Source organism: Streptomyces sp. ML-6 (assembly GCF_030116705.1).
In the GTDB taxonomy this organism is placed as follows: Bacteria; Actinomycetota; Actinomycetes; order Streptomycetales; family Streptomycetaceae; genus Streptomyces.
This window is the reverse complement of sequence record NZ_JAOTIK010000001.1, coordinates 4,276,201-4,297,516: the sequence shown is the minus strand read 5'-3', so window position 1 is coordinate 4,297,516 and position 21,316 is coordinate 4,276,201. Positions and strand designations below refer to the sequence as shown.

The 21,316-nt window shown below is 71.5% G+C and carries 25 protein-coding genes and 1 pseudogene; 13 read left to right on the top strand and 13 right to left on the bottom strand.

What is annotated here, in order from left to right; all coding sequences use genetic code 11:
* Positions 1-661 precede the first annotated feature (661 nt).
* Positions 662-1,312, top strand: coding sequence for a DUF461 domain-containing protein (locus tag OCT49_RS19080; protein ID WP_283853065.1), 651 nt, complete (start codon positions 662-664; stop codon positions 1,310-1,312).
* A 122-nt stretch (positions 1,313-1,434) separates the two neighbouring features.
* Here the strand turns inward: OCT49_RS19080 and phoP are convergent, their stop codons facing one another.
* Positions 1,435-2,106, bottom strand: coding sequence for a two-component system response regulator PhoP (phoP, locus tag OCT49_RS19075; RefSeq protein WP_502963482.1), 672 nt, complete (start codon positions 2,104-2,106; stop codon positions 1,435-1,437).
* Between the two features lie 5 nt (positions 2,107-2,111).
* A complete protein-coding gene (gene phoR / locus OCT49_RS19070) occupies positions 2,112-3,386 on the bottom strand; it encodes a two-component system sensor histidine kinase PhoR (protein ID WP_283853063.1) in 1,275 nt (424 codons plus the stop codon).
* A gap of 199 nt (positions 3,387-3,585) precedes the next feature.
* Between phoR and phoU the strand changes: the two genes are divergently transcribed.
* Together phoU and OCT49_RS19060 are read left to right on the top strand one after the other, a co-directional pair.
* Positions 3,586-4,263: a phosphate signaling complex protein PhoU gene (gene phoU, locus OCT49_RS19065; protein WP_283853062.1), complete on the top strand. Its 678-nt coding sequence runs from the start codon at positions 3,586-3,588 to the stop codon at positions 4,261-4,263.
* A gap of 221 nt (positions 4,264-4,484) precedes the next feature.
* The gene (locus OCT49_RS19060; RefSeq protein WP_283853061.1) at positions 4,485-4,634 is read left to right on the top strand and encodes a hypothetical protein; all 150 of its coding nucleotides are present in this window, start codon (positions 4,485-4,487) and stop codon (positions 4,632-4,634) included.
* A gap of 103 nt (positions 4,635-4,737) precedes the next feature.
* On the opposite strand, the gene OCT49_RS19055 is transcribed toward OCT49_RS19060, so the two are convergent.
* Positions 4,738-6,048, bottom strand: a complete 1,311-nt coding sequence (locus OCT49_RS19055; RefSeq protein ID WP_283853060.1) for an MDR family MFS transporter — start codon at positions 6,046-6,048, stop codon at positions 4,738-4,740.
* 218 nt (positions 6,049-6,266) lie between these two features.
* Between OCT49_RS19055 and OCT49_RS19050 the strand changes: the two genes are divergently transcribed.
* Together OCT49_RS19050 and OCT49_RS19045 are read left to right on the top strand one after the other, a co-directional pair.
* Positions 6,267-7,028, top strand: a complete 762-nt coding sequence (locus OCT49_RS19050; RefSeq protein ID WP_283853059.1) for a phosphoglyceromutase — start codon at positions 6,267-6,269, stop codon at positions 7,026-7,028.
* A 131-nt stretch (positions 7,029-7,159) separates the two neighbouring features.
* Positions 7,160-7,363 carry a hypothetical protein gene (locus tag OCT49_RS19045; protein ID WP_283853058.1) on the top strand — a complete coding sequence of 68 codons (204 nt, stop codon included), beginning with the start codon at positions 7,160-7,162 and terminating at the stop codon, positions 7,361-7,363.
* A 13-nt stretch (positions 7,364-7,376) separates the two neighbouring features.
* Here the strand turns inward: OCT49_RS19045 and OCT49_RS19040 are convergent, their stop codons facing one another.
* Together OCT49_RS19040 and OCT49_RS19035 are read right to left on the bottom strand one after the other, a co-directional pair.
* Positions 7,377-7,775: a hypothetical protein gene (locus tag OCT49_RS19040; protein WP_283853057.1), complete on the bottom strand. Its 399-nt coding sequence runs from the start codon at positions 7,773-7,775 to the stop codon at positions 7,377-7,379.
* Between the two features lie 71 nt (positions 7,776-7,846).
* Complete coding sequence (locus OCT49_RS19035; RefSeq protein ID WP_283853056.1) at positions 7,847-8,446, bottom strand: AAA family ATPase; 600 nt, start codon at positions 8,444-8,446, stop codon at positions 7,847-7,849.
* A gap of 162 nt (positions 8,447-8,608) precedes the next feature.
* Between OCT49_RS19035 and OCT49_RS19030 the strand changes: the two genes are divergently transcribed.
* Both OCT49_RS19030 and OCT49_RS19025 read left to right on the top strand, forming a co-directional pair.
* Positions 8,609-8,857, top strand: a complete 249-nt coding sequence (locus OCT49_RS19030; protein WP_148837165.1) for a hypothetical protein — start codon at positions 8,609-8,611, stop codon at positions 8,855-8,857.
* Positions 8,854-9,096 carry a hypothetical protein gene (locus OCT49_RS19025; RefSeq protein WP_148837164.1) on the top strand — a complete coding sequence of 81 codons (243 nt, stop codon included), beginning with the start codon at positions 8,854-8,856 and terminating at the stop codon, positions 9,094-9,096. Before OCT49_RS19030 ends, OCT49_RS19025 begins: the two co-directional genes overlap by 4 nt.
* Before the next feature lie 133 nt (positions 9,097-9,229).
* Here OCT49_RS19025 and OCT49_RS19020 read toward each other — a convergent pair whose 3' ends face one another.
* The 3 genes from OCT49_RS19020 to mshA form a co-directional block, all read right to left on the bottom strand.
* Positions 9,230-10,015 carry a hypothetical protein gene (locus OCT49_RS19020; RefSeq protein ID WP_283853055.1) on the bottom strand — a complete coding sequence of 262 codons (786 nt, stop codon included), beginning with the start codon at positions 10,013-10,015 and terminating at the stop codon, positions 9,230-9,232.
* Positions 10,016-10,353: 338 nt separating this feature from the next.
* On the bottom strand, positions 10,354-10,956 hold the full coding sequence (locus OCT49_RS19015) for a type III secretion system chaperone family protein (protein ID WP_283853054.1): 603 nt from the start codon (positions 10,954-10,956) through the stop codon (positions 10,354-10,356).
* Complete coding sequence (mshA, locus tag OCT49_RS19010; RefSeq protein WP_283853053.1) at positions 10,949-12,304, bottom strand: D-inositol-3-phosphate glycosyltransferase; 1,356 nt, start codon at positions 12,302-12,304, stop codon at positions 10,949-10,951. The genes OCT49_RS19015 and mshA overlap by 8 nt, the downstream gene beginning before the upstream one ends.
* Positions 12,305-12,629: 325 nt before the next feature.
* Here mshA and OCT49_RS19005 point away from each other — a divergent pair, with 325 nt between their 5' ends.
* The 3 genes from OCT49_RS19005 (at position 12,630) to OCT49_RS18995 (ending at position 16,629) form a co-directional block, all read left to right on the top strand.
* Entirely contained in the window at positions 12,630-13,409 is a 780-nt protein-coding gene (locus OCT49_RS19005) for a class I SAM-dependent methyltransferase (protein ID WP_283853052.1), read from the top strand.
* 413 nt (positions 13,410-13,822) lie between these two features.
* Positions 13,823-14,869 carry a C40 family peptidase gene (locus OCT49_RS19000; RefSeq protein ID WP_283853051.1) on the top strand — a complete coding sequence of 349 codons (1,047 nt, stop codon included), beginning with the start codon at positions 13,823-13,825 and terminating at the stop codon, positions 14,867-14,869.
* A 407-nt stretch (positions 14,870-15,276) separates the two neighbouring features.
* Entirely contained in the window at positions 15,277-16,629 is a 1,353-nt protein-coding gene (locus OCT49_RS18995; protein ID WP_283853050.1) for a PP2C family protein-serine/threonine phosphatase, read from the top strand.
* A 76-nt stretch (positions 16,630-16,705) separates the two neighbouring features.
* Here the strand turns inward: OCT49_RS18995 and OCT49_RS18990 are convergent, their stop codons facing one another.
* From OCT49_RS18990 to OCT49_RS18980, 3 genes are all read right to left on the bottom strand, one after another.
* On the bottom strand, positions 16,706-17,041 hold the full coding sequence (locus tag OCT49_RS18990; RefSeq protein ID WP_283853049.1) for a DUF2516 family protein: 336 nt from the start codon (positions 17,039-17,041) through the stop codon (positions 16,706-16,708).
* 148 nt (positions 17,042-17,189) lie between these two features.
* A complete protein-coding gene (locus tag OCT49_RS18985) occupies positions 17,190-17,930 on the bottom strand; it encodes a hypothetical protein (RefSeq protein WP_283853048.1) in 741 nt (246 codons plus the stop codon).
* Between the two features lie 42 nt (positions 17,931-17,972).
* Complete coding sequence (locus tag OCT49_RS18980; protein WP_283853047.1) at positions 17,973-18,485, bottom strand: helix-turn-helix domain-containing protein; 513 nt, start codon at positions 18,483-18,485, stop codon at positions 17,973-17,975.
* 395 nt (positions 18,486-18,880) lie between these two features.
* Between OCT49_RS18980 and OCT49_RS18975 the strand changes: the two are divergent.
* Positions 18,881-18,985 (top strand): annotated as a pseudogene (locus OCT49_RS18975) (IS21-like element helper ATPase IstB); the annotation flags it as partial.
* Positions 18,986-19,102: 117 nt separating this feature from the next.
* On the opposite strand, the gene OCT49_RS18970 reads toward OCT49_RS18975, so the two are convergent.
* On the bottom strand, positions 19,103-19,513 hold the full coding sequence (locus OCT49_RS18970; protein ID WP_283853046.1) for a RidA family protein: 411 nt from the start codon (positions 19,511-19,513) through the stop codon (positions 19,103-19,105).
* A 392-nt stretch (positions 19,514-19,905) separates the two neighbouring features.
* Here OCT49_RS18970 and OCT49_RS18965 point away from each other — a divergent pair, with 392 nt between their 5' ends.
* Complete coding sequence (locus OCT49_RS18965; RefSeq protein ID WP_283853045.1) at positions 19,906-20,304, top strand: hypothetical protein; 399 nt, start codon at positions 19,906-19,908, stop codon at positions 20,302-20,304.
* Complete coding sequence (locus tag OCT49_RS18960) at positions 20,301-20,954, top strand: GNAT family N-acetyltransferase (RefSeq protein WP_349632793.1); 654 nt, start codon at positions 20,301-20,303, stop codon at positions 20,952-20,954. The genes OCT49_RS18965 and OCT49_RS18960 overlap by 4 nt, the downstream gene beginning before the upstream one ends.
* Here OCT49_RS18960 and OCT49_RS18955 read toward each other — a convergent pair.
* Positions 20,911-21,282 carry a VOC family protein gene (locus OCT49_RS18955; protein WP_283853044.1) on the bottom strand — a complete coding sequence of 124 codons (372 nt, stop codon included), beginning with the start codon at positions 21,280-21,282 and terminating at the stop codon, positions 20,911-20,913. The two genes, OCT49_RS18960 and OCT49_RS18955, sit on opposite strands and share 44 nt — an antisense overlap.
* Between the last annotated feature and the right edge of the window lie 34 nt (positions 21,283-21,316).

Sequence of the window (21,316 nt, the reverse complement as noted above, 5' to 3'; positions counted from 1 at the left end):
CGGCCCCTGGAAGGGCCTAACGTCCCGTTTTGTCGGATTCCTGACACCGGAGTTTCCCTCCTCCGTTCGGAGATCGATCACTCGTACGGATGTAACTGGCGTCGATCAATGGAATTGATCAGCAACCCGATGCGAGTGCTTATACGCATGGAATGCGCCACGCTCCATGAATTGATCACCGGCAATATGTGAACGGCGTGTGTCGACCTGTTTCGGACCGCGCGGACCTGCAAACCTTTGCCGGACGCGGGCCGCGAAGGGGCAGGGATCGCGGAAGTTACCGGTAAGTCGGGAAGTCCGCCGAAACCGTGCCCCGGATCTCGCCGGACCTCTGTCCCGGACCTCTGTCCCGGACCTCTGTTCCGGATCTCGCCGGAGCTCCGTGCCGATCCCACGGCCTCCGTGCCGATCTCACCGACCCCCTCGGTGTCCTGGCCCCGTCGTTGTCCTGGCCGGGCCGGCCGGCCCGGCCGTGCCGGGGCCGCGGCGCCCACCCCGGGCCGGGTCCGAATGGAAGCCCCGGTGGGAGCCCTAGGGGCGGGTCGGGTGCGGGACGGCGGGGGCGGCTCGGTAGCCTAAGGCCGCTGACACACCCTTAGGGCGGCTTTACGTCGCCCGCCCCCCGTCCGCAGTCCGAACCGTTCAAGGAGTTGCCGCCGCCGTGAGCCGCAGCCTTCGACACGGCGCCCTCGCCGCCACAGCCATCGCGTTCTCGATCGCCTCGCTCGCCGCGTGCGGTGCGGGCAACGACGCAGCGACGCTGCAGATCAAGCCGGACAATGCCGCCACCACCATCGGCGACATCAGCGTCCAGAACGTGAGCGTCGTCACCCAGCCCGAAGCCACCACCGAGGGCCCGGCCGTCGTCACCGCGACGGTGTTCAACAACGGCACGAAGCCGCAGACCCTGGAGACCGTCACCCTGCCGGGTTCGAGCACCCCGGTGAAGCTGACCCCCGCCGAGGGCGCCGGGCCGATCGTGATCCAGGCCGGCGACAAGGTGGTCCTGGGCGGTGCGGACAACGCCTCCGCCGTGATCGAGAGCGGCCTGGAGGCCGCCAAGGACGGCGACGTGCAGCGCGTCGTCTTCAAGTTCAGCTCGACCGGCGAGGTCCCGCTCGACGCGTTCGTGGTCCCGGCGAAGAGCTTCTTCGAGGGCTACGGTCCCAGCGCGCTGCCGACCCCGCCCGAGACGCAGCCGACCGGCACGACCAGCCCGTCCGGGAAGCCCACCGGCTCGGAGGCGGAGAACGGCGAGGACGCCGGGACCACCCCGGCCGACGACTCGTCCGCCTCGGCCGAGGACCACTGACACACCGGGCCACCGCAGCCGCCCCGCCCACCGCGCGGGCGAGCGCGGGGCGGCCCGGATACGCGAACGGCGGAGGGCGCCCCCGGGATGGGGCGCCCTCCGCCGTTCGCGTACCGGCCGGCCTACGGCTCGAACTTGTACCCCAGGCCCCGCACCGTCACCAGGAAGCGCGGCGCGCCCGGGTCGGGCTCGATCTTGGCGCGCAGCCGCTTGACGTGGACGTCGAGGGTCTTGGTGTCGCCCACGTAGTCCGCGCCCCAGACCCGGTCGATGAGCTGCATGCGGGTCAGGACCCGGCCCGCGTTGCGCAGCAGCATCTCCAACAAATCGAACTCCTTGAGCGGCAGGTCGACCTTGCCGCCGGCGACGGTGACGACGTGGCGGTCCACGTCCATCCGCACCGGTCCCGCCTCCAGGGCGGCCGGGGCCGCCTCCTCCGGCTCCCCGCGGCGGCGCAGCACCGCGCGGATGCGGGCGACCAGCTCCCGCGAGGAGAACGGCTTGGTGACGTAGTCGTCGGCTCCTATTTCCAGGCCGACGACCTTGTCGATCTCACTGTCCTTCGCCGTGACCATGATCACGGGGACGTTGGACCTGCTGCGCAGCTGACGGCAGACCTCCGTGCCGGGCAGGCCCGGCAGCATCAGGTCGAGCAGCACGAGGTCGGCGCCGTTGCGCTCGAACTCGTCAAGCCCGTCCGGGCCCGTGGCCGCGATCGCGACCTCGAAACCCTCCTTGCGGAGCATGTAGGACAGGGCGTCGCTGAAGGATTCCTCATCCTCGACGACGAGCACTCGGGTCACGGAAGGACCTCCGGGGCAGGGAACGGTTCAAGGGTGTCGGGGTGGGCGGGTCCGTAGGGGCCCTCGTCGTCGTTGACGATGAGCGGTCCGCCCGAGCTGCGGTCGCGCTCCCGTGCGGAGCCCGCTTCGGGCAGCCGCAGGGTGAAGGTGGAGCCCTGGCCCTCCGAGCTCCAGACCGTGACCTCCCCGCCGTGCGAGGCGGCCACGTGCTTCACGATGGCGAGGCCGAGGCCGGTGCCACCGGTGGCCCGTGAGCGGGCCGGGTCGACGCGGTAGAAGCGTTCGAAGACCCGCTCGCGGTCCTTCTCCGAGATGCCGATGCCCTGGTCGGTCACGGCTATCTCGATCTGGTCCCCGCCGGGCACGGACAGTCGCCTGACGGCGATGCCCACTCGGGTGCGGGCGGGGCTGTAGTTGACGGCGTTCTCGACGAGGTTGCCGAGCGCCGCGGCGAGCTGGCCGCGGTTGCCCCAGATGCGGAGCTCCGCGGTGCCGCCGGCCGCCATGGTGATCTGCTTCGAGCCGGCCTGCTGGCGGCAGCGGTCGATGGCCTCGGCCACCAGCTCGTCCACCCGGACCGGTTCGGCGTCCTCCAGCGGGTCGTCGTTCTGCACCCGCGAGAGGTCGATGATCTCCTGGACGAGGTTGGTCAGCCGGGTCGCCTCGATCTGCATCCGGCCCGCGAACCGTTCCACGGCCTCCGGCTCGTCGGAGGCGTCCAGCACGGCCTCGGAGAGCAGCGAGAGCGCGCCGACCGGGGTCTTGAGCTCATGGCTGACGTTGGCGACGAAGTCCCGGCGCACCGCTTCTATCCGGCGGGCCTCGGTGAGGTCCTCGACCAGCAGGAGCACCAGCCGGGAGCCGAGCGGGGCGACCCGGGCGGAGACCGCGAGGGCCTCGCCGCGGCCCGTGCCGCGCCGGGGGAGGTCCAGTTCGACCTGCCGTATCTCACCGTCGCGGCGGGTGTCCCTGGCCATGTTGAGCATCGCCTCGACGGCCAGCCGGCCGCCCCGGACCAGGCCCAGCGCGTAGGCTGCCGAGCTGGCCTTGACGACGCTGTCGCTCTCGTCGAGCACGACCGCCGAGGAGCTGAGCACGGAAAGGACCGTGTCCACCCCGGGCGGCAGGGGGGCGTTGCTGTCCGGCCGCATGGAAGTGCGCGTGGGCTTCTTCTGGTCGCGCTCGCTCCACCGGAACGCCAGCATGGCGACCACGCCGGTACACGCACCGCCGATCGCCGCAGCTGCGGCGACTGCCGCGTTCACGTCCATACGTCAAGGTTATGCAGGTCCGAGAGGACTATCCCAGCCATCCGGGTGTCTGTCCGAACACTCGTCTCCCAGAGTTCACCGAGGAGAAAGTGCTGGTTCACTTGGGCGGCCGGAAGCCGACGCGTACGCCGCCCAGGGTGGCAGCGTGGGGTTCATACCTGGCCCCGGCCTTACGAATGAGGACTGGAGAGGGACTTCCATGCGTGACGCGTACCACGAGGAACTCGACTCGATCGGCGAGGGGCTGGTCGAGATGGCGCGGCTGGTCGGGTCGGCGATCGGCCGGGCGACGACGTCCATGCTCGACGCCGATCTGAAGCTCGCGGAGAGCGTGATCGCCGCGGACCAGAAGGTCGACGACCTCCAGCACGACCTGGAGGCGCGGGCCATCGCCCTGCTCGCGCGCCAGCAGCCCGTGGCGACGGACCTGCGGATCGTGGTCACCTCCCTGCGGATGAGCGCCGACCTGGAGCGCTCGGGCGACCTCGCCCAGCACGTCGCCAAGCTGGCCCGGCTGCGGTTCCCGGAGTCGGCGGTGCCGAACGACCTGCACGCCACCATCCTGGAGATGGGGCAGCTGGCGCAGCGCCTGATGGCCAAGGCCGCCGAGGTGATCATCACCAAGGACGTCGACCTGGCGCTCCAGCTGGAGCAGGACGACGACGAGATGGACCTGCTGCACCGCACGCTGTTCCAGCACCTGATGGACGACCGCTGGAAGCACGGCATCGAAACGGCCGTGGACGTGACGCTGCTCGGCCGGTACTACGAGCGCTTCGCCGACCACGCGGTGTCGGTCGCCAAGCGCGTCGTCTACCTGGTGACGGGCGAGCACGCCGACGAGATCCAGCAGCCGACCCAGGTGGAGGGCGCCTGACCCCGGCGGAGAGTACGTGGGCCCCGCCCTCCGGTGGCCGGGGCTCTCAGGGGCGTGCGAAGGCGCATCCGGTCGCACATGTGTCTCTGCGCACATGCGCCGTTGATGCGCCCGCCCGGGTGGGCATGCAATGGGGTGGGGCGGCACGTCTTGTCCGTACGCCCCGGTCGTACGCGCTCGGTCGAGGCGTACGGCCCTGTCGTACGTCCTGAGGAGGAACCATGGCCGATTCCCCCACGACCGACCCCCGGCGGGAGGCCCCCGCCGACGCGGTCCACCTGCCTCTGCTCGGCGCCTGCGGCTGCGGCTCCGGCTGCAGCTGCGGCTGCCAGTCCGGGGCCCCGTGCCAGTGCGGCGGCTGCTGCGGCTGACCCGCCGCCGACCCGCCACCGCGGAGCGACGACGGCGCCCCGCGCGGAACCGATCCGTTCCGCGCGGGGCGCCGTCGTGGGTACAGGGACTGCGGGCGGACGCTCAGGCCGTCCGCTCGACGACTGGTTCGGTGCCGGAGACCCCCTCGGCTCCGGTCCCGGAGGCGTTGCCGCCCCCGGCGGACACCGCTCCCTCCTCCTCCGGCAGGCCCCGGACCAGCAGCCAGTACCCGAGCGCGGCCGCGGTCCCCAGGACGGCGCAGGCCCCCCACAGCCACTCCGCCCCGAAGCGGTCGATCACCAGTCCCGACATCAGCGGTGCGATCAGCGCGGCCGCCGACCACGACATCGTGTACATGCCCTGGTAACGGCCCCGGCCCCCGGCGGGCGAGAGCCGGACCACCAGGCTGCTCTGGATCGGCGCGTTGACGATCTCGGCGACCGTCCAGACGCAGATGGTCAGCGCGTAGACGGCGACCGACCCGGCGAACGCGGTCAGCCCGAACCCGTACCCCGCCAGCAGCGACGACACGATGAGCAGTTGCCTCGGGTCGCGGTGCTGGATGAAGCGGGTGACGGGGATCTGGAGCACCACGATCAGCACGCCGTTGACGGCGACGGCCGTACCGAAGTCGGAGCTGGAGAACCCGTCGGCCCCCATGGCCACCGGCAGCCCCACGTACCCCTGCTGGAAGATCAGGGCGATGACGAAGGACAGTCCGACGACGCTCATGAACCGGCCGTCGCGCAGCACGGTGGAGAGCCGGACCCCGTCGTCGGCGCCCCCGGCACCCGCGCCCCCGGCCGCCGCGGACTTCCCGGGCCGGGACTCGGGCACCTTCACAAAGACGACGACGGCGCAGGCCAGCGTCATCGCGGCCTCGCCGAGGAACCCGGCGAGATAGCTGTACTCGGCGACGAACCCGGCCCCGGCGGACGAGACGGCGAAGCCGAGGTTGATGGCCCAGTAGTTGAGCGAGAAGGCCCGCACCCGGTCCTCGGGCCGGACGATGTCGGCCATCATGGCCTGCACGGCGGGCCGCGAGGCGTTGCTCGCCATGCCGACGCAGAAGGCGACCGCCGCGATCGCCACCGGGTGGACCATGAACCCGAGCACGGCCACGGACACCGCGGTCGAGGTCTGCGCGATGAGCATCGTGGGCCGGCGGCCGAGCCGGTCGGTCATCACCCCGGCCCCGAGCGAGGAGACCACCCCGCCGAGCCCGTGCAGCGCGACGACCAGTCCGGCGTACGAGGCCGAGTAGCCCCGGTCCAGGGTCAGGTAGAGCGCCATGAACGTGGCGACGAACCCGCCGAGCCGGTTGACCAGGGTGCTGGTCCACAGCCACCAGAACTCCCTGGGGAGCCCGGACACGGATTCGCGCACGGACCGTCCGAGGCCGGCGACAGACATGAGGTGATCCCCCCGGGGAAGCGCGGAACGAACGCCGCCGGTAAGAGGCCCGACGACAGTCCGAACATTACGAATTCCGGTTTCCGGTGCGCCAGCGAATTGACGCCGACCGTCAATCGTCCCCGCCGCCACCAGCGACGACAGCCCTTGTCCCCCTCCTGTGTCCGCCCTGTGGCCGGTTGCGCGGAGTTCGTACGGGTTCGATTACGCTCGGACCCATGGCCGACGCACCGTACAAGCTGATCCTCCTCCGCCACGGCGAGAGCGAGTGGAACGCGAAGAACCTGTTCACCGGTTGGGTGGACGTCAACCTCACCGAGAAGGGCGAGAAGGAGGCGGTCCGCGGCGGTGAGCTGCTGAGGGACGCCGGTCTGCTCCCCGACGTCCTGCACACCTCCCTCCAGAAGCGCGCCATCCGCACCGCCCAGCTCGCGCTGGAGGCCGCCGACCGCCACTGGATCCCGGTCCACCGCTCCTGGCGGCTGAACGAGCGCCACTACGGCGCCCTGCAGGGCAAGGACAAGGCGCAGACGCTGGCCGAGTTCGGCGAGGAGCAGTTCATGCTCTGGCGCCGTTCCTACGACACCCCGCCGCCCGCCCTGGAGGACGGCACCGAGTTCTCCCAGAGCGGCGACCCGCGCTACGCGACGATCCCGCCGGAGCTGCGCCCGCGCACCGAGTGCCTCAAGGACGTCGTCGTCCGCATGCTGCCGTACTGGTACGACGGCATCGTCCCGGACCTGCTGGCCGGCCGCACGGTCCTGGTCGCCGCCCACGGCAACAGCCTCCGGGCCCTGGTCAAGCACCTCGACGGCATCTCCGACGCCGACATCGCGGGCCTGAACATCCCGACCGGCATCCCGCTCGCCTACGAACTGGACGCCGACTTCCGCCCCGTGAAGCCGGGCGGCACGTACCTCGACCCGGACGCGGCGAAGGCCGCCATCGAGGCCGTGAAAAACCAGGGCAAGAAGAAGTAGGCCGTATTGGCCGTATTGATCGAGCCCTCTGCCTGCGGGTTGTCCGCGGGGCAGGGGGCTCTTTCGTGTTCCGGGCCGCTCCCGGGTGTCTCCCGGGCCGCCTCCTGGACTTCCGTGCCGGAGGGGATGCCATGAGCGGCCGGGGCCAGAACTGGGACTGGGACGACGATGGCGACTACGAGAGGGCGGTCGAGCGGGCCGGGCAGGCGACGCGGGTCGGATGGGCGGCGATCGCGGGGGTGACGGGGCTGTTGGGCGTGGTCGTGGTGGCCGTTGTCGCCGTCTGTCTGATTGCCATGGCCGCCATGGCGTACGTCGTGGTCGTCATGGACTAGGCGGACGGGGCGGTCACTCCGGCGGATCGCAGAGGCCGCCGAGTTCGGTGGCGAGGTCCGTGTCCCGCATGCCCGGGAGGTCGTAGCCCGCGTGCTCGTCCCAGGGGATGTCGGTGTCGTCCAGGTGGACGTGCCACTCCGCGCCCTCGACGGCGCGGCGCAACTCGGTGACGGAGTCGAGCACATGGGCCGTCACCGGCAGCCACCGCTCGGGGTCGGTCGGCAGCTTCGTGGACCCGTTGAGGAGTTCGTCGCCCCGGCCGTGGTCGCCCAGGTCGTACAGGTACAGGCTCTCCTCGTCGTCGTACGGGAACGACTTCGCGCGCGTGATGACGACGCGTTCGACGGCGGCCGACTCGGCCTCGGTCAGCGGGGTCGGCCGCCGGGCGCTGTAGTAGATGGAGACGCTCATGGGCCGAGCGTACGGCGGAGGTGTGACAGACACGGGTCGGACGACGGGGCGGCGGGCACGAGCCGGTTCGGTTACCGGTCCAACGCCCGGGCCACGCGCTCCGCGAGGTCGTCCCAGGGGCGGCAGTCGACCACCGGCAGTCCGTGCCGGGCCGCCTGGTCGGCGAGCCAGTGCGAGTACGCGGCGCTGACCTGCGCCCGGCTCCGCTGTTCGCCGCTCCCGGGCTCCCGGGCGGCGTAGTTGGCGGTGATCCGGTCCGGGTCGGCCTCGTGCAGGAACACCGCCCGCACCCGGCGGCCGGAGCCCGCGCCCTCGTGGACGGCCGCCGCGGCGGCGGCCGGGGTGAGGTAGTCGCCCTCGACCACGGCGGGCACGTCGACGGTCAGGCGGTTGCGGACCACGCCCAGCACCGCGGGTTCCAGGGCGCGGGCCGTGGCGATCTGGAGGTCCAGCACCCGGCCGGCGGGGAGCCGGTCGATGTCCGGGAGGTCGTCGAAGTGGTGGAGGGCGGGGTGGTGCTCGGCCGTCGTCATCGCCTCGACCGCCCCGACCACGTCGTCGAACTCGACCACGAACGCCCGGTGCTCATCGGCCAGTTGTGCGGCGAGCCGGCTCTTGCCGATACCCGACGCCCCGCCGATCAGCACTATGTCCCATGATGTTCCTGCCATGCGGCGAACGTATCGTGCGCGTTCCGCGTCCGCCGCGCCGCCTGGCGCTACCGTGAGTCGGACACCGGCCCACGCACCGGTTCGCGTCCACCGGCCCGCGCTCGGGCGGGGGCCGACCGGGCGGGCCGTGCGGCGAGAGCAGGGAGAACGGGGAGAGCAATCATGGGCGAAACCCTGAAGACCTTCGTCGGCGGTGCCGAAGTCGACGTGCCCAACAGCATCCCGGCCATCCGCGCCGCGCTGCCGGAGGAGAGACGCGAGGAGTTCGACCGCGCCATCAACGACGCCGGTGTGGGCGAGATCCAGGCGGTCATGCGGCACTGGATGCTGGAGGCCGTGCCCGACCCGGAGGCCGAGAAGATCCTGGACCGGCTGGCTCAGGACGAGGCCGAGAGGCGGAGCGTCGCTTGAGCTTCCGCATCTCCTACGCCCCGCCCGCCGACGACACCCTGGCCAAGATGCGGGACGGCGAGACCTTCCGCACCGAGATGGCACGCACCCTCGGCCTCGACCCGTACGGAAACGGCTCGACCGCCGTCAAGAGCGAGCGCGATCGCCGCGAGGCTACGGTCGCCGGCGCGATCGTGCTCTATTACGTGTCCCGGTCCGTCCTGATCGTCACCGTCGTGAGACTCGTCCCGCTGCCCTGACCCGGAACGGGCCGTTCAGCACAGAATGTCCGGCATGGACCGTCGACACGAACCGTTCAGCGCGGAACGTCCGACGCGGAACGTCCGGCGCGGGACCGCCGCCGCGAGGGGGTGCGGCGGTCCCGGCCGCCTCTCAGGCCAGCTTCGTGGCCTGGGCCTCTATCACCGCGGTCGGCAGATCGAAACTCCCGCCGCCCATCGCGGCCAGGTTGATCGAGGAGAACGAGGCGAACGAGGAGCCCTGGCGCAGCGCCGCCAGCTTCATCTCGCCCTTCTCGCCGCCCTGTTCCAGCTCCATCGTCCAGGCCACCGACTCCTCGCCGGCCTTCACCTGGACCTCGGTGATCTTGTTGATCTTCTGCTTCTCACCGGCCGCCGTGAACTCGAAGCCACCGGCGCACTCGGTGGCCGCGGTGCGCAGCGCGGCCACCGATTCCTGCGCGCCCTTGCCGTCGTACGAGCCGAGGGCCAGCTGCGTCGTCGTGATGTCGAAGGCGGCCTTGAAGGCGTCCTCGGCATCCCCGGTGGCCTTGTCCATGGCGCCCTTCTTGGGCTCGCTGACGACGGTGCGCTTCGTGAACGCGCCGGGCTCGCCGACCTGTGCACCCATCAGCGCGTTCGCGAGCGGGGTGCACACCTCCTTCTCGACCTTGATGTCGTCGGTCGCCACCACGTCCTTGGCCGCGGCCTCGGAGATCTTGTGCCCCTTGACGTCGCCCTGGGCCAGCGCGGCCTTCTCCAGCTCGGCGGCGCTCAGCACCTTGGCGGCCGGCTCCGCCGCCGCGGACTCCTTGCCCTTGGTGTCCGCCTTCTTGCCGTCGGAACCGGAGTCCGAACCACCGCCGCACCCGGCGGCGAGCAGGGCCAGGGACACCGCGGCGGCGGCAACGGCGGTACGACGTATGGCGGAGGAGCGCATGGATCCGGTCCGTCTCTCTGAGCAGGTGTTTCGGGTGCGCTCACCTTATGAGCGGAACTTGGTTTGACGATCAATCAAATAGGGCATGGGATGCGATCGTGACGACGTCGTGATCATTCTGTGAAAGCGCTATTCGTCGTCGCAAGACACGTCGAATTACGACACCAACGGGCGATCCACTCTTTTCCATCGGATACTGCTGGATACCGCCGGATGCCGCCGCATGGCGTCACATGCCGTCACTTGCCGCCCCGTACCGTGGCATGCCTCGACTCAGGTGGTCGCACGCCTCGCGCCGGGGCGCCGCCGCCCCATAAGTCGCCCCGGTGCCCGCCCCGTCAGTCGGCCTGGCGTCGGGTCAGGTGGGCGAACGCGTCCAGGTTCCGCGTGGACTCGCCGCGCGAGACCCGCCACTCGTACTCCTTGCGGATGGCGCTCGCGAAGCCCAGCTCCAGCAGGGTGTTGAACGAACCGTCGGCCGCTTCGAGCACCGTGCCGAGCAGCCGGTCCAGTTCCTCCGGGGTGACCACGGACAGCGGCAGCCTGCCGACCAGGTAGATGTCGCCGAGCCGGTCGATCGCGTAACTCACGCCGAAGAGGCGGAGGTTGCGCTCCAGCAGCCAGCGGTGGACCGCCGCGTCGTTCTCGTCCGGGTGGCGCACGACGAAGGCGTTGAGGGAGAGCGAGTGCTTGCCGACGCGCAGGGAGCAGGTGGTGGACAGCTTGCGCGTGCCGGGCAGCGTGACCACGTAGCCGCCCGGTTCGGGGCTCTCCCACGCGAGCCCGGCGTCCTCCAGGGTCGCCTCGATGACCCGCGCGGCCCGTGCCGCCGCCTCGTCGGCGGGAGCCGTCGCCGCTTCGGGCCCTGCCGTCACCGCGTCGGCCGGAGCCGCTTCGGTCGGCGTGGCGCCGTGGGGTACGTCGTCGGGTGCGTCAGCCATGGTGCGAGCGTACGCGGCGACGGCGGTGTTCGTGCATCGCGGCCGTGTACACCTCGGCGGTCGCGGACGCCGCGGTGTCCCAGCCGAAGCCCTGGGCGTGCGCGGCGGCAGCGGCACCCATTCGGGCGACCAGTTCCGGCGTCTCGGCGAACCGGGCCAGGGCCCGCGCGTACGCGGCGGGGTCGTGGCCGGGTATCAGAAAGCCGCTGACCTCGTCCCGCACCGCCACCGGCAGACCGCCCACGGCCGCCGCGACGACCGGGGTGCCCGAGGCCTGGGCCTCTATGGCGACCAGTCCGAACGACTCGCTGTACGAGGGCATGACCAGCACGGACGCGGCCCGGAACCAGTCCGCGAGCTGTTCCTGCCCGACCGGCGGCTGGAACCGTACGACGTCGGCGATGCCGAGCCGGGCCGCCAGCTTCTGCAGCCCCTCCGGCTTGGCGAGCCCGCTGCCGCTCGGGCCGCCGACGACCGGTACGACCATCCGGGAGCGCAGCGCGGGATCGCGGTCCAGCAGGACGGCGACCGCCCGCAGCAGCACGTCGGGGGCCTTCAGCGGCTGGATGCGGCCCGCGAAGAGCGGGATCAGCGCGTCCTGCGGCAGCCCGAGGCGGGCCCGCGCCGCGGCGCGCCCGTCGGCGGGGCTGAAGCGGTCCAGGTTGACCCCGGGGTGGACGACGGCGACGGAACCGGGATCGGCCTCGTAGAAGCGGACGAGCTCGTCCGCCTCCTCGGCGGTGTTCGCGATCAGCCGGTCGGCCGCGTCGACGATCTGGGTCTCGCCGATGACGCGGGCGGCCGGCTCGGGGGTGTCGCCCTCCGCGAGCGCCGCGTTCTTCACCTTCGCCATGGTGTGCATGGCGTGGACGAGCGGGACGCCCCAGCGCTGGGCGGCGAGCCAGCCGACGTGGCCGGAGAGCCAGTAGTGGGAGTGGACCAGGTCGTAGTAGCCGGGGCGCTGACCGGCCCACGCCTGCATCACGCCGTGCGTGAAGGCGCAGAGCTGGGCGGGCAGCTCCTCCTTGGCCAGGCCCTCGTACGGGCCCGCGTCGACGTGCCGGACCAGGACGCCGGGCGCCAGCTCGACCGCCGGGGGGAGCCCGCCGGTGGTGGACCGGGTGAAGATCTCGACCTCGATGTTGATCGCGGCGAGGCGCCTGGCCAGCTCCACGATGTAGACGTTCATGCCGCCCGCGTCGCCCGTGCCCGGCTGGTGCAGCGGTGAGGTGTGGACGGAGAGCATCGCGACCCGACGGGGTTTCCGGTGGCCGCCGGGGAAGGCCGTGGGAAACCTGAGACGCGGCGCGACCCGGCTGCTGCCGAGCCGGGAGACGTACTGGGTCACGTCGTCCGGTCCTCCTCATTCAGGATTCGGGCTCGTTCAGGGCACGACACCGGAGGGGCCTGAGCCCCTTCGAGTGGCTGCAACAGCGGAATCCTTCCTTTCATTTCCGCTTTACCAAATCATTACGACCTGCCGTGACGACGGGCGGCCCGTGCGCCGTCACGGTGGGTGACCGCTGGCGGTGCCGGTGGAGGGGACCGCTCGCGGTGCCGGTGGGCGGGCCGGGGCCGGGCCGGGGACCAGGCCTGTGCGCGGTCGTCCGCCGGGCCCCTCCGTGGTCCGGGCCGGTCCGGGCCGGGTCCGCGGGCTCGTTACGCTCGCTGTCATGCGCCCCATCGGCACCGCGACCCGCGGGACCACCAATCCGAACCGGCTCCGCCGCATGGACCGCTGGATCGCCGCCACCCACGGCCCGGCCCTGCGCCGCGCCGACCGCCCGGTCGCCGTGGACCTCGGCTACGGGGCCGCCCCCTGGACCGCCGTCGAGCTGCTGCACCGGCTGCGCACCGCCGAGCCGCGCACCTCCGTGGTCGGCATCGAGATCGATCCGGCACGGGTCGCGGCGGCGAAGCCGTACGAGCGCGAGGGCCTGACCTTCCTGCACGGCGGGTTCGAGATCCCGCTCCCCGAGCGCCCCGACCTGGTCCGGGCGGCGAACGTGCTGCGTCAGTACGACGAGGGCGAGGTCGCCGAGGTCTGGGAGCGGCTGTGCGCGCGCCTCGCGCCGGGCGGGCTCCTGGTGGAGGGGACCTGCGACGAGATCGGGCGCCGGCACGTGTGGGTGGCGCTCGGCCCGGAAGGCCCGCGCACGGTCACGTTCGCGACCCGGCTCGGCTCCCTGGACCGCCCCTCCGACCTGGCGGAACGCCTGCCGAAGGCGCTGATCCACCGCAACGTGCCGGGCGAACCGGTCCACGCCTTCCTGCGGGACTTCGACCGGGCGTGGGCGGCGGCGGCCCCGTACGCGTCGCTGGGCGCCCGGCAGCGCTGGATCACGGCGGTGCGGGCGCTGTCGGGCGACTGGCCGCTGACCGACGGGGTACGGCGGTGGCGCCAGGGCGAGGTCACAGTGCGGTGGGACGCCCTTCGGCCCGGCGCACGCTGAGCCGAACGGATCGGTCGGACTCGACCGACCGGGCCGGGGCGCTCCGGCGGGTCGATGGCCTGCTCAGGCCCCCGGCGGGCCGGTTCCGGTTTCGGCTCCTCCTGCGGATCGGCGGGCCGGCTCCGGCTCCCCTGCGGGCCGACGGACCTGCGGGTCGGCGGACCGGCGGATGCGGTGGGAACGGGAAGGGGCCGCCGTTCGTCCAGAAGGAGGGTGGAGGCGTGGGGGGCGCGGGGGAGATTCACGGGGGCGGCAAGGAGTTCGGGGGGAGCGGCGCCGGGGCGGCGACCGGTCCGTGCGACCGTCAGGACAGCAGGTGTGCGCCTCTGTTGCTTTTCGGTACGGCATGGCACGATCTCGTCATCGGCGAAAAGTTACTGACGGGAAATCAGTTTCACTCGGAGGGGAATCCCGTGAACCGACGTCACTGTGCCTCGGCCGCGATCGCTCTGGTCTGCGCGCTGTCCGTGCTCATCACGCCGGTACCGGCCTTCGCCGCGCCCACTCCCCCCTCCGAGACGCCGAAGAAGACCCTCGAAGAGGTCCGCCAGGAGATCGACGCCCTCTACCGCAAGGCGGGAGCGGCCACCGACGCGTACAACCTCGCCGAGGAGAGGGCCGAGAAGCAGTCCGGCGAGATCGTGAAGCTGGCGCGCGCCATAGTCGTGGGCCAGGCGAAGATCGCCGACCTGAAGAACCGGGCGGGCGCCCAGGCCCGCGAGCAGTACCGCACCGGCGGGCTGCCGCCCGGCGCCCAGTTCATGCTCAGCGACGACCCGCAGCTGTTCCTGGACGGGGTCAGCCGGGTCAGGGAGGGCCAGCAGGCCGCGAAGGGCGTTCTGGGGGAACTGACCAGGGCCCAGCAGGACTTGGAGACGTACACCAAGGACGCGAACGCCAACTGGAAGAAGCTCGAGGCCGGCCGGATCAAGCAGGCCAAGGCCAAGAAGAAGATCAACGCGCAGATAGCGGCGGCGAAGAAGCTGGAGTCCCGGCTCGAGAAGGAGGAACGGGCCCGCCTGCTCAAGCTGGAGCAGGAGGCCGCGTACAAGCAGCAGACGGCCTGGCTCAGCTCCGGTGCGCTGAAGGACATCAACCGCAGCGCGAGCAAGCGCGGCAAGGCGGCGGTGGCCTTCGCGACGGCCCAGATCGGCAAACCGTACGTCTGGGGGGCCGAGGGCCCCGACTCGTACGACTGCTCCGGGCTCACGTCCCAGGCGTGGGCCGCGGCGGGCCGCCCGATCCCGCGCACCTCGCAGGAGCAGTGGCGGCTGCTGCCGCGCATCGCCATCAAGGACATGCGCCCCGGCGACCTGATCATCTACCACGCCGACGCCAGCCACGTGGGCATGTACATCGGCGACGGCGCGATCGTCCACTCCCCCCGCCCCGGTCGCGACGTCACGCTGGCGGGCGCGGGCTCGATGCGGATACTCGGCGTGGTGCGCCCGGACAAGTGACGTCCGGCGGGGACGGGCGGGGAGCCCCGCCGGGAGGACCCGGCCGGAAAGTCTGACAAGCCGGACGGCAGGTCCGACGGGCCCCATACATCCAGCGGGTCCAGCGGGAAATCCGCCCGCGCCGGAGCGCCCCGTCCGCGCCGGAGCGTTCCCGTCCTCGCCGGAGTGACCCGCGCCACCCGCCCCGCCGCCGCCACGTGACCTTTGTCATGCCCCGCCGTCCGCGTACTCACCGGCACTTCTCGCCGGATCCGTGACGTGACGCGGCTTATGACGGTGCGGGTGAGGGCAACCACACCCGGAACGCCATTCCTTTCCCGTGGCGAGGACCGCTATCGTCCCCGTCTGGCGGGTCGTCGATCGGCGCTCCGCCGCGCCCTCGGGGGGAGGGAAGGAAAACCGAACCAATGCCCGTATCCATACCGCAGCAGGGCGAGGCCCCCGCTGCGGACGCCTCCTTCGGCTCCGACCTCGTCCTCCTGGTCATCGGGGACGACCCGGCGGGCACCTTCACCGTCCCCGAGCTCCCGGCCGCGGCCGGCACGCGGATCCGCATCCGCACCGCCCGCAACCTGACCGAGGCGGGCCGGCTGCTCACGGACGACGTCGACTGCGTCCTGCTGGACCTGGCCCTGCCCACCGGCAGCGAGACCCGTACCGCCGCCTCCGGGGCGGGGGACGCCGCGTGCCCCGACGAACTCGCCGCGCTCCAGCACGTACTGCGGATCGCGCCGCGCCACGCCGTACTCGCCCTCACGGCGGAGGACGACGCCGAGCTGGCCGCCGAGGCGGTCCGGGCCGGCGCCCAGGACTACCTCTGCCGCGACGACCTGGACGGACGGCTGCTCGGCCGGGCCATCCGGTACGCCGTCGCCCGCAAGCGCGCCGACATCGCCCAGCGCCGGCTCACCGAGTCCACGCTGCGCGCCCAGGAGAACGCCCGGCTCGAACGGGGTCTGCTCCCCACTCCCCTGCTCGAAGGCTCCGACCTGCGCTTCGCGGCCCGCTACCGGCCCGGCCGCAGCCGCGCGCTGCTCGGCGGGGACTTCTACGACACGGTCCGCACGCCCGACGGCACAGTCCACGCGATGATCGGCGACGTCTGCGGGCACGGCCCCGACGAGGCGGCGCTCGGCGTCGAACTCCGCATCGCCTGGCGGGCCCTGACCCTGGCCGGGCTGTGCGGCGACGCCCTGCTCTCCACCCTCCAGCAGGTCCTGGAGCACGAGCGGGAGAGCGAGGAGATCTTCGCGACGCTCTGCACCGTGGACATCGCCCCCGACGGCCGCCGCGCCGGTCTCTGCCTGGCGGGCCACCCGGCCCCGCTCATCGCCCGGCAGGGACGGGCCGCGCACCTCCTCCCGTACGAGGACGGCGGCCCGGCGCTGGGGCTGCTGCCGCACGCCCGCTGGCCGCGCCGCCAGGTGGACCTCGGCGGGACCTGGAGCCTGATGATGTACACGGACGGGCTGATCGAGGGGCGGGTCGGACCGACCGGCACCCAGCGGCTCGGCCAGGACGGCATGGTCTCGATGATCAACCGGCAGCTGGCGGAGGGGCTCACCGGCGAGGAGCTGCTGGACGCCGCGGTCACGCAGGTACGGGAGCTGAACGGCGGCGAGCTGACCGACGACGTCGCGGTCCTGCTGCTCGACCGCGACCAGGACCGCCCCCACCGGGCCCCCGAGGGCGACCGGGACCGCCTCCGCCGGCTCCCCGAGGGTGGCCGGGGCCGGAGCGTCGCGCGTTCCCGCTCCTGACCTGCATCGTTCCCTGCGCCCGCAGGCGCGGGCGCACCCACGGGGGCGGTGGATCCTCGACGCTCCCCGTGGACGTTCAGCGTCCGCCGTTGTAGGGCCCGTACGGGCCGTCGCTGCTGGAACCGCCACCCCGTCGGCCGCCGCCCGAGACCGCCTGCAGCGCGGGCCGTACGTCCACCAGGAAGACGATGGACGCGACCGCGCCCGCCAGCTGGAGGAACAGCATCGGCACGAAGAGGTTCACCGCGACGGTGATGCCGAGGATGATCAGCCAGAAGGACTTCTTCTGCTTGTCCGCGGCCCGGTAGGCGTCCTCACGGGCCATCGCCGCCATGACCAGCGCGACCACGGCCAGGACGAGCATGACCATGTAGAGCAGCCAGACGAGTGTGCTGAATCCTGTGAGCAACATGGTGTGTGCACCGCCTAATCAAATGGATGAGCGCCTCGCGGCCAAGGTACCGGGACGAAGGGCCGGGCACCCCTGAAGGTGCCCGGCCCACGCTCCGCCACACCCCTCGGCGCCCGGCAACCCTCACGGGGCCGGGACGCCGCGGGTGCTACTTCGCGCCCGGCGGGGTGGTCTTCTTCGCGGCGGGCTTGCGCGCGGGCGCCTTCTTCGCGGACGCGGACGCCGTGCCGCCCCCCGCACCGGCGGTCTTCGGGGCGGCCTTCGCCGCCGGCCTCGGGGCGGGCTTCGAAGCGGGCTTCGTCGCGGGCCGCGAAGCGGACGGCGCCTTCGCCGTCCCCGTGCTCCTCGCCGTACCGGTGGTCTTCGCCGTCCCCGTGGTCTTCGTCGTGCCGTTGGCCGGCTTCGCCTTCGTGGTGCCCGCCGGGCGGGACTCCTTGCGCGGCTCGACGACGACGGCGATCTCGACGATCTCGTCGGCCGTCTCGCCCCGCCAGTGCTTCACGGTCTGCTCGCCGCGCTCGGCGACCTTCTCGTACGCCTCGCGGGCCCGCACCGCGTACTCCGCGGCCACGCCCAGGCTGCGCAGCGCCAGGTCCTGGGCGTTCTCACCCAGCTTCCGCAGATCGCTGTCGAACGAGCCGATCACCTCGGTGACCTTGGCCTGCACGGTGGCCTGCGCCTCCTTGGCCTGCGAGGTCACCTTCTCCTGCACGGCCTTGGGGTCGGCGTTGCGCACGGCCTCGATGCGCTCCGGCGCCTCGGCGCGCAGCTGCTCGATCAGCGCCGGGACCTTGCGTGCCTGCTCGACGGCGAGATCGGCCGTACCGGCGGCGAAGTAGAGGGGGGTGGGGTCGGTGAGGGTCTTGCGCAGGTCATCGGTGATGGCCATGACTGTGGTCCTCCCGGATCATCAGGCTCGGTGTGAGGGTTTTCAGGGCGTGGAAGCCGTATCGGCGCCGTCGCCGTCGGCCGCGCGGGAACCGTCGGCGTCCGGTGCGGGCCGGTCGTCGGCATCCGGGGCGGGCCTCTCGTCGGCCTCCGCCACGGGTGCGTCGCCGGTCCCCGGTGCGGGGTCGGCCCCGGCCTCCGGTCCGGACTCGTACCCGTTCTCCTTGCGGAAGGAGTCGTAGATCTGCAGCAGAACACTCTTCTGCCGCTCGTTTATGGAGGGGTCGGCGAGAATCACCGCCCGGGTCTCCAGCTCCTCCCGCTCCCGCTCGTCCAGGATCCCGGCCCGTACATAAAGGGTCTCGGCCGAGATCCGCAGCGCCTTGGCGACCTGCTGCAGCACCTCGGCACTCGGCTTGCGCAGCCCGCGCTCGATCTGGCTGAGGTAGGGATTGGACACTCCGGCGGCGTCGGCGAGCTGCCGCAGCGACAGCTGCGCCGTACGCCGCTGCTCGCGCAGGTACTCACCGAGATTGCCGACGTTGAGTGATGCCATGCCTCGATGGTGCGCCACCCTTGCTAACTTTTGCAAGCAGGTGCTTGCAAAAGTGCGCCACACCACTCGTTCGGCCGCGACCAAAGGGCGAACACAGCTGCCCTGCCCTGTCTCTGCGATGCGCAGGCACGTTCTGAAGAGCTCCAGGCCTGTGCAGGTACCGGATCGCCCCGCTTCCACGATGACGTGATTCCGCTGGAGATCTTCGACGCACGCAAGGAGGCCGAACGGTGGTGGTGAGCGCCCCGGAGGTCAAAAGTCGAGCTGTACGCGGCGATCCGACGTGACCATCGCGGTGGCATGTCGATGCGGGAGCTTGAGCGCACGCACGGCGTGACGTGGCGGACGGTACGGAAGGCGTTGGGCTCGGCCTGGCCGGATCCGCGCAAGAAGCTGTCGACCGTCTCACCTTCAACGGCACCGTCATCGAGACCGGCCCCGACGCCTACCGCCCGGCCAGTACCCGGGCCCGGGCCGAAAAGCCCGCCAGGACGGGCTGACCCCAGAAAGTACTTTCCTCGGCTGTCAGCCGCCCTGAAAGGCGGCTGACAGCCCCTCATTCATGGTTTATCCGGCAGGAACATCCGGTCCGGGCCGCTGCGGTGTGTCAACGGGGCTCACGAATCGAGGACGGCGGCGACGGCCTCGATCTCGACAAGCTGGTCCTTGTAGCCCAGCACAGTGACGCCCATCAAAGTGCTGGGGACATCATGGTCGGCGAACGAGTCCCGGACCACCTCCCAGGCAGCCACCAAATCCTCTTGACGGTCCGATGCCACGAGAACCCTCGTACTGATGACGTCCTGGAGAGTCGCGTCAGCGGCAGTGAGCGCAGCCTGCATGTTCTCGACGGCTTTCAGCGCCTGGCCTGCGTAGTCCCCGATCGCTGCCGTCGAGCCGTCGTCGTTCAGCGGACACGCCCCGGCGAGGAAGATCAGGCGGGACTCGGCGGGCGCCGTGGCTGCATAAGCGTATTCGGCCACGTCGGACAGGGAATTGGAGCGGATCAGAGTGATGGCACGAGCCATGGTCGTTGGGTCCTTTTCCATCGAATGTCGAACCCGACCATCCTGCCCGCGGCATGCCGGCGCCGCCTTCTCTTTTTCTCGCCGCCCCACGGCAACGCCGTCATTTCTGGTCGGCACACGCGAAGCGGATGATCATCGACTGACTCCGGAACCCGTCGAAGAACGCTGCTCCCGGAGATCAACGAAGCCACCCTGCGAGGCACCGAGACACCGAGGCACCGGCCGCACATGGCTCAGCACCACCGTCGAGAATGCGCACTGCATGATGGGCGAATGAATGATCGCGAGAAACTGCCGGCAGCAGTGGACGCAGAAGCGCTGCTCTCCCTGGCCCAGGGCACCACGAACGCACCATACGGACCGAAGGCACCCGGGAGGCCGGCGGCCACCTGGTGAAGACCTACTCCCTTCAGGCGCCGGGCCGCACCGTGACGGAGCAGGACATCGCCGCGGCCCTGCGAATCACCGCGGCACACCTGGAACTCGGCCGCAACCGCGGGTCGCTCGGGCTCGCCGTCCTGATCATGCACGCCGGCGGCGACGGCGACCACGTCCTGGTCCACAGCTGGATCGAGGGGCACATGTCGGACCTGGCCGTCTTCACCGGACCGGTCGGGCACCCCGACCAACTCCGCCCGGGCCGTACCGGCCTGGCCCCCTGCGTCTGGGAAGCCGCCATCCTGGCCCACGAACGCGACGCGTTCTCACGACACGTCCTCGACAGCAGCGGTCCGATCGCAAACCGCCTGGCCTCCTGGGGCGCCGACACCTTGACGGGCGGTGTCCGGTGAGCAGCGCCCCGAACGTGCGGCACGCACGCCCCGAAGACCTGCCGCGGATCACCGAACTGGCTGCCGAGCACGCCGCCTACGAACAAGCCCCGCCACCCGTCCCCGACCTCGCGCACCGGCTCGAAGTCCTGCTCTTCACCACCCCGGCCCCACGGCTGCGCTGCCTGGTGGCAGAGCTGCCCGACGGAGAGGTCGTCGGCTACGCCACCTGCGCGCCCGCACTCTCCACCTGGGAGGGCCGCGAGTACCTCCACATGGACTGCCTCTTCCTGAGCTCCGACAGCCGGGGCTCCGGCCTCGGCGCACTGCTCATGGATGCCGTGACGGCCGAGGCACGCGACCTCGGCCTCACCGAGGTCCAGTGGCAGACCCCCGCCTGGAACGAGGGAGCCATCCGCTTCTACGACCGTCTCGGCGCGGACTCCACGGCGAAACTCCGCTACAGCCTCACAGTGCCGAGCCGAGTCGGCCGAACCCCTCAAAGTACGGCCCGGCTGCGGCCGCCCGCCGTCGAGCGGGGCACCGGCCCCCGTTCCGTCCCGCTCGACCGTGGCCTCGCCCCTCGCCCGGGACGCCCCGGCCGGCGCGTTCCGGGCAGGGCGCCGATCAGCGCGCGAGGATGCAGAAGGGATGTCCGGCAGGGTCGGTGAGGACCCGCGCCCTGTCCCCGTGCGGCTGGTGATCCGGCTTGCCCGCACCCAGTTCCAGCAGTCGGGCCTCGGCCTCGTCCAGGCTCTCCGTGACCTTGAAGCAGAGGTGAAGCTGCTGGGGGACGATCTGGCCGGGCCAGCTCGGAGCCCGGTAGTCCTCGACCCGCTGGAAGCCGATGAAGAGTCCGTCCTCACCGTTGAGGCCCGCGAAGTCCGAGTCCGACCCCGGATGCGGTTCAAGACCGGTGGCCTGCTGGTAGAACGCCGCCAGAGCCGGCGGATCGGGGCAGTCGAGGTTGATCGCGACCAGCTTCATCTGCAGGGACATGCGACCTCCGAACCGATCAGCGGACCTCCGTACA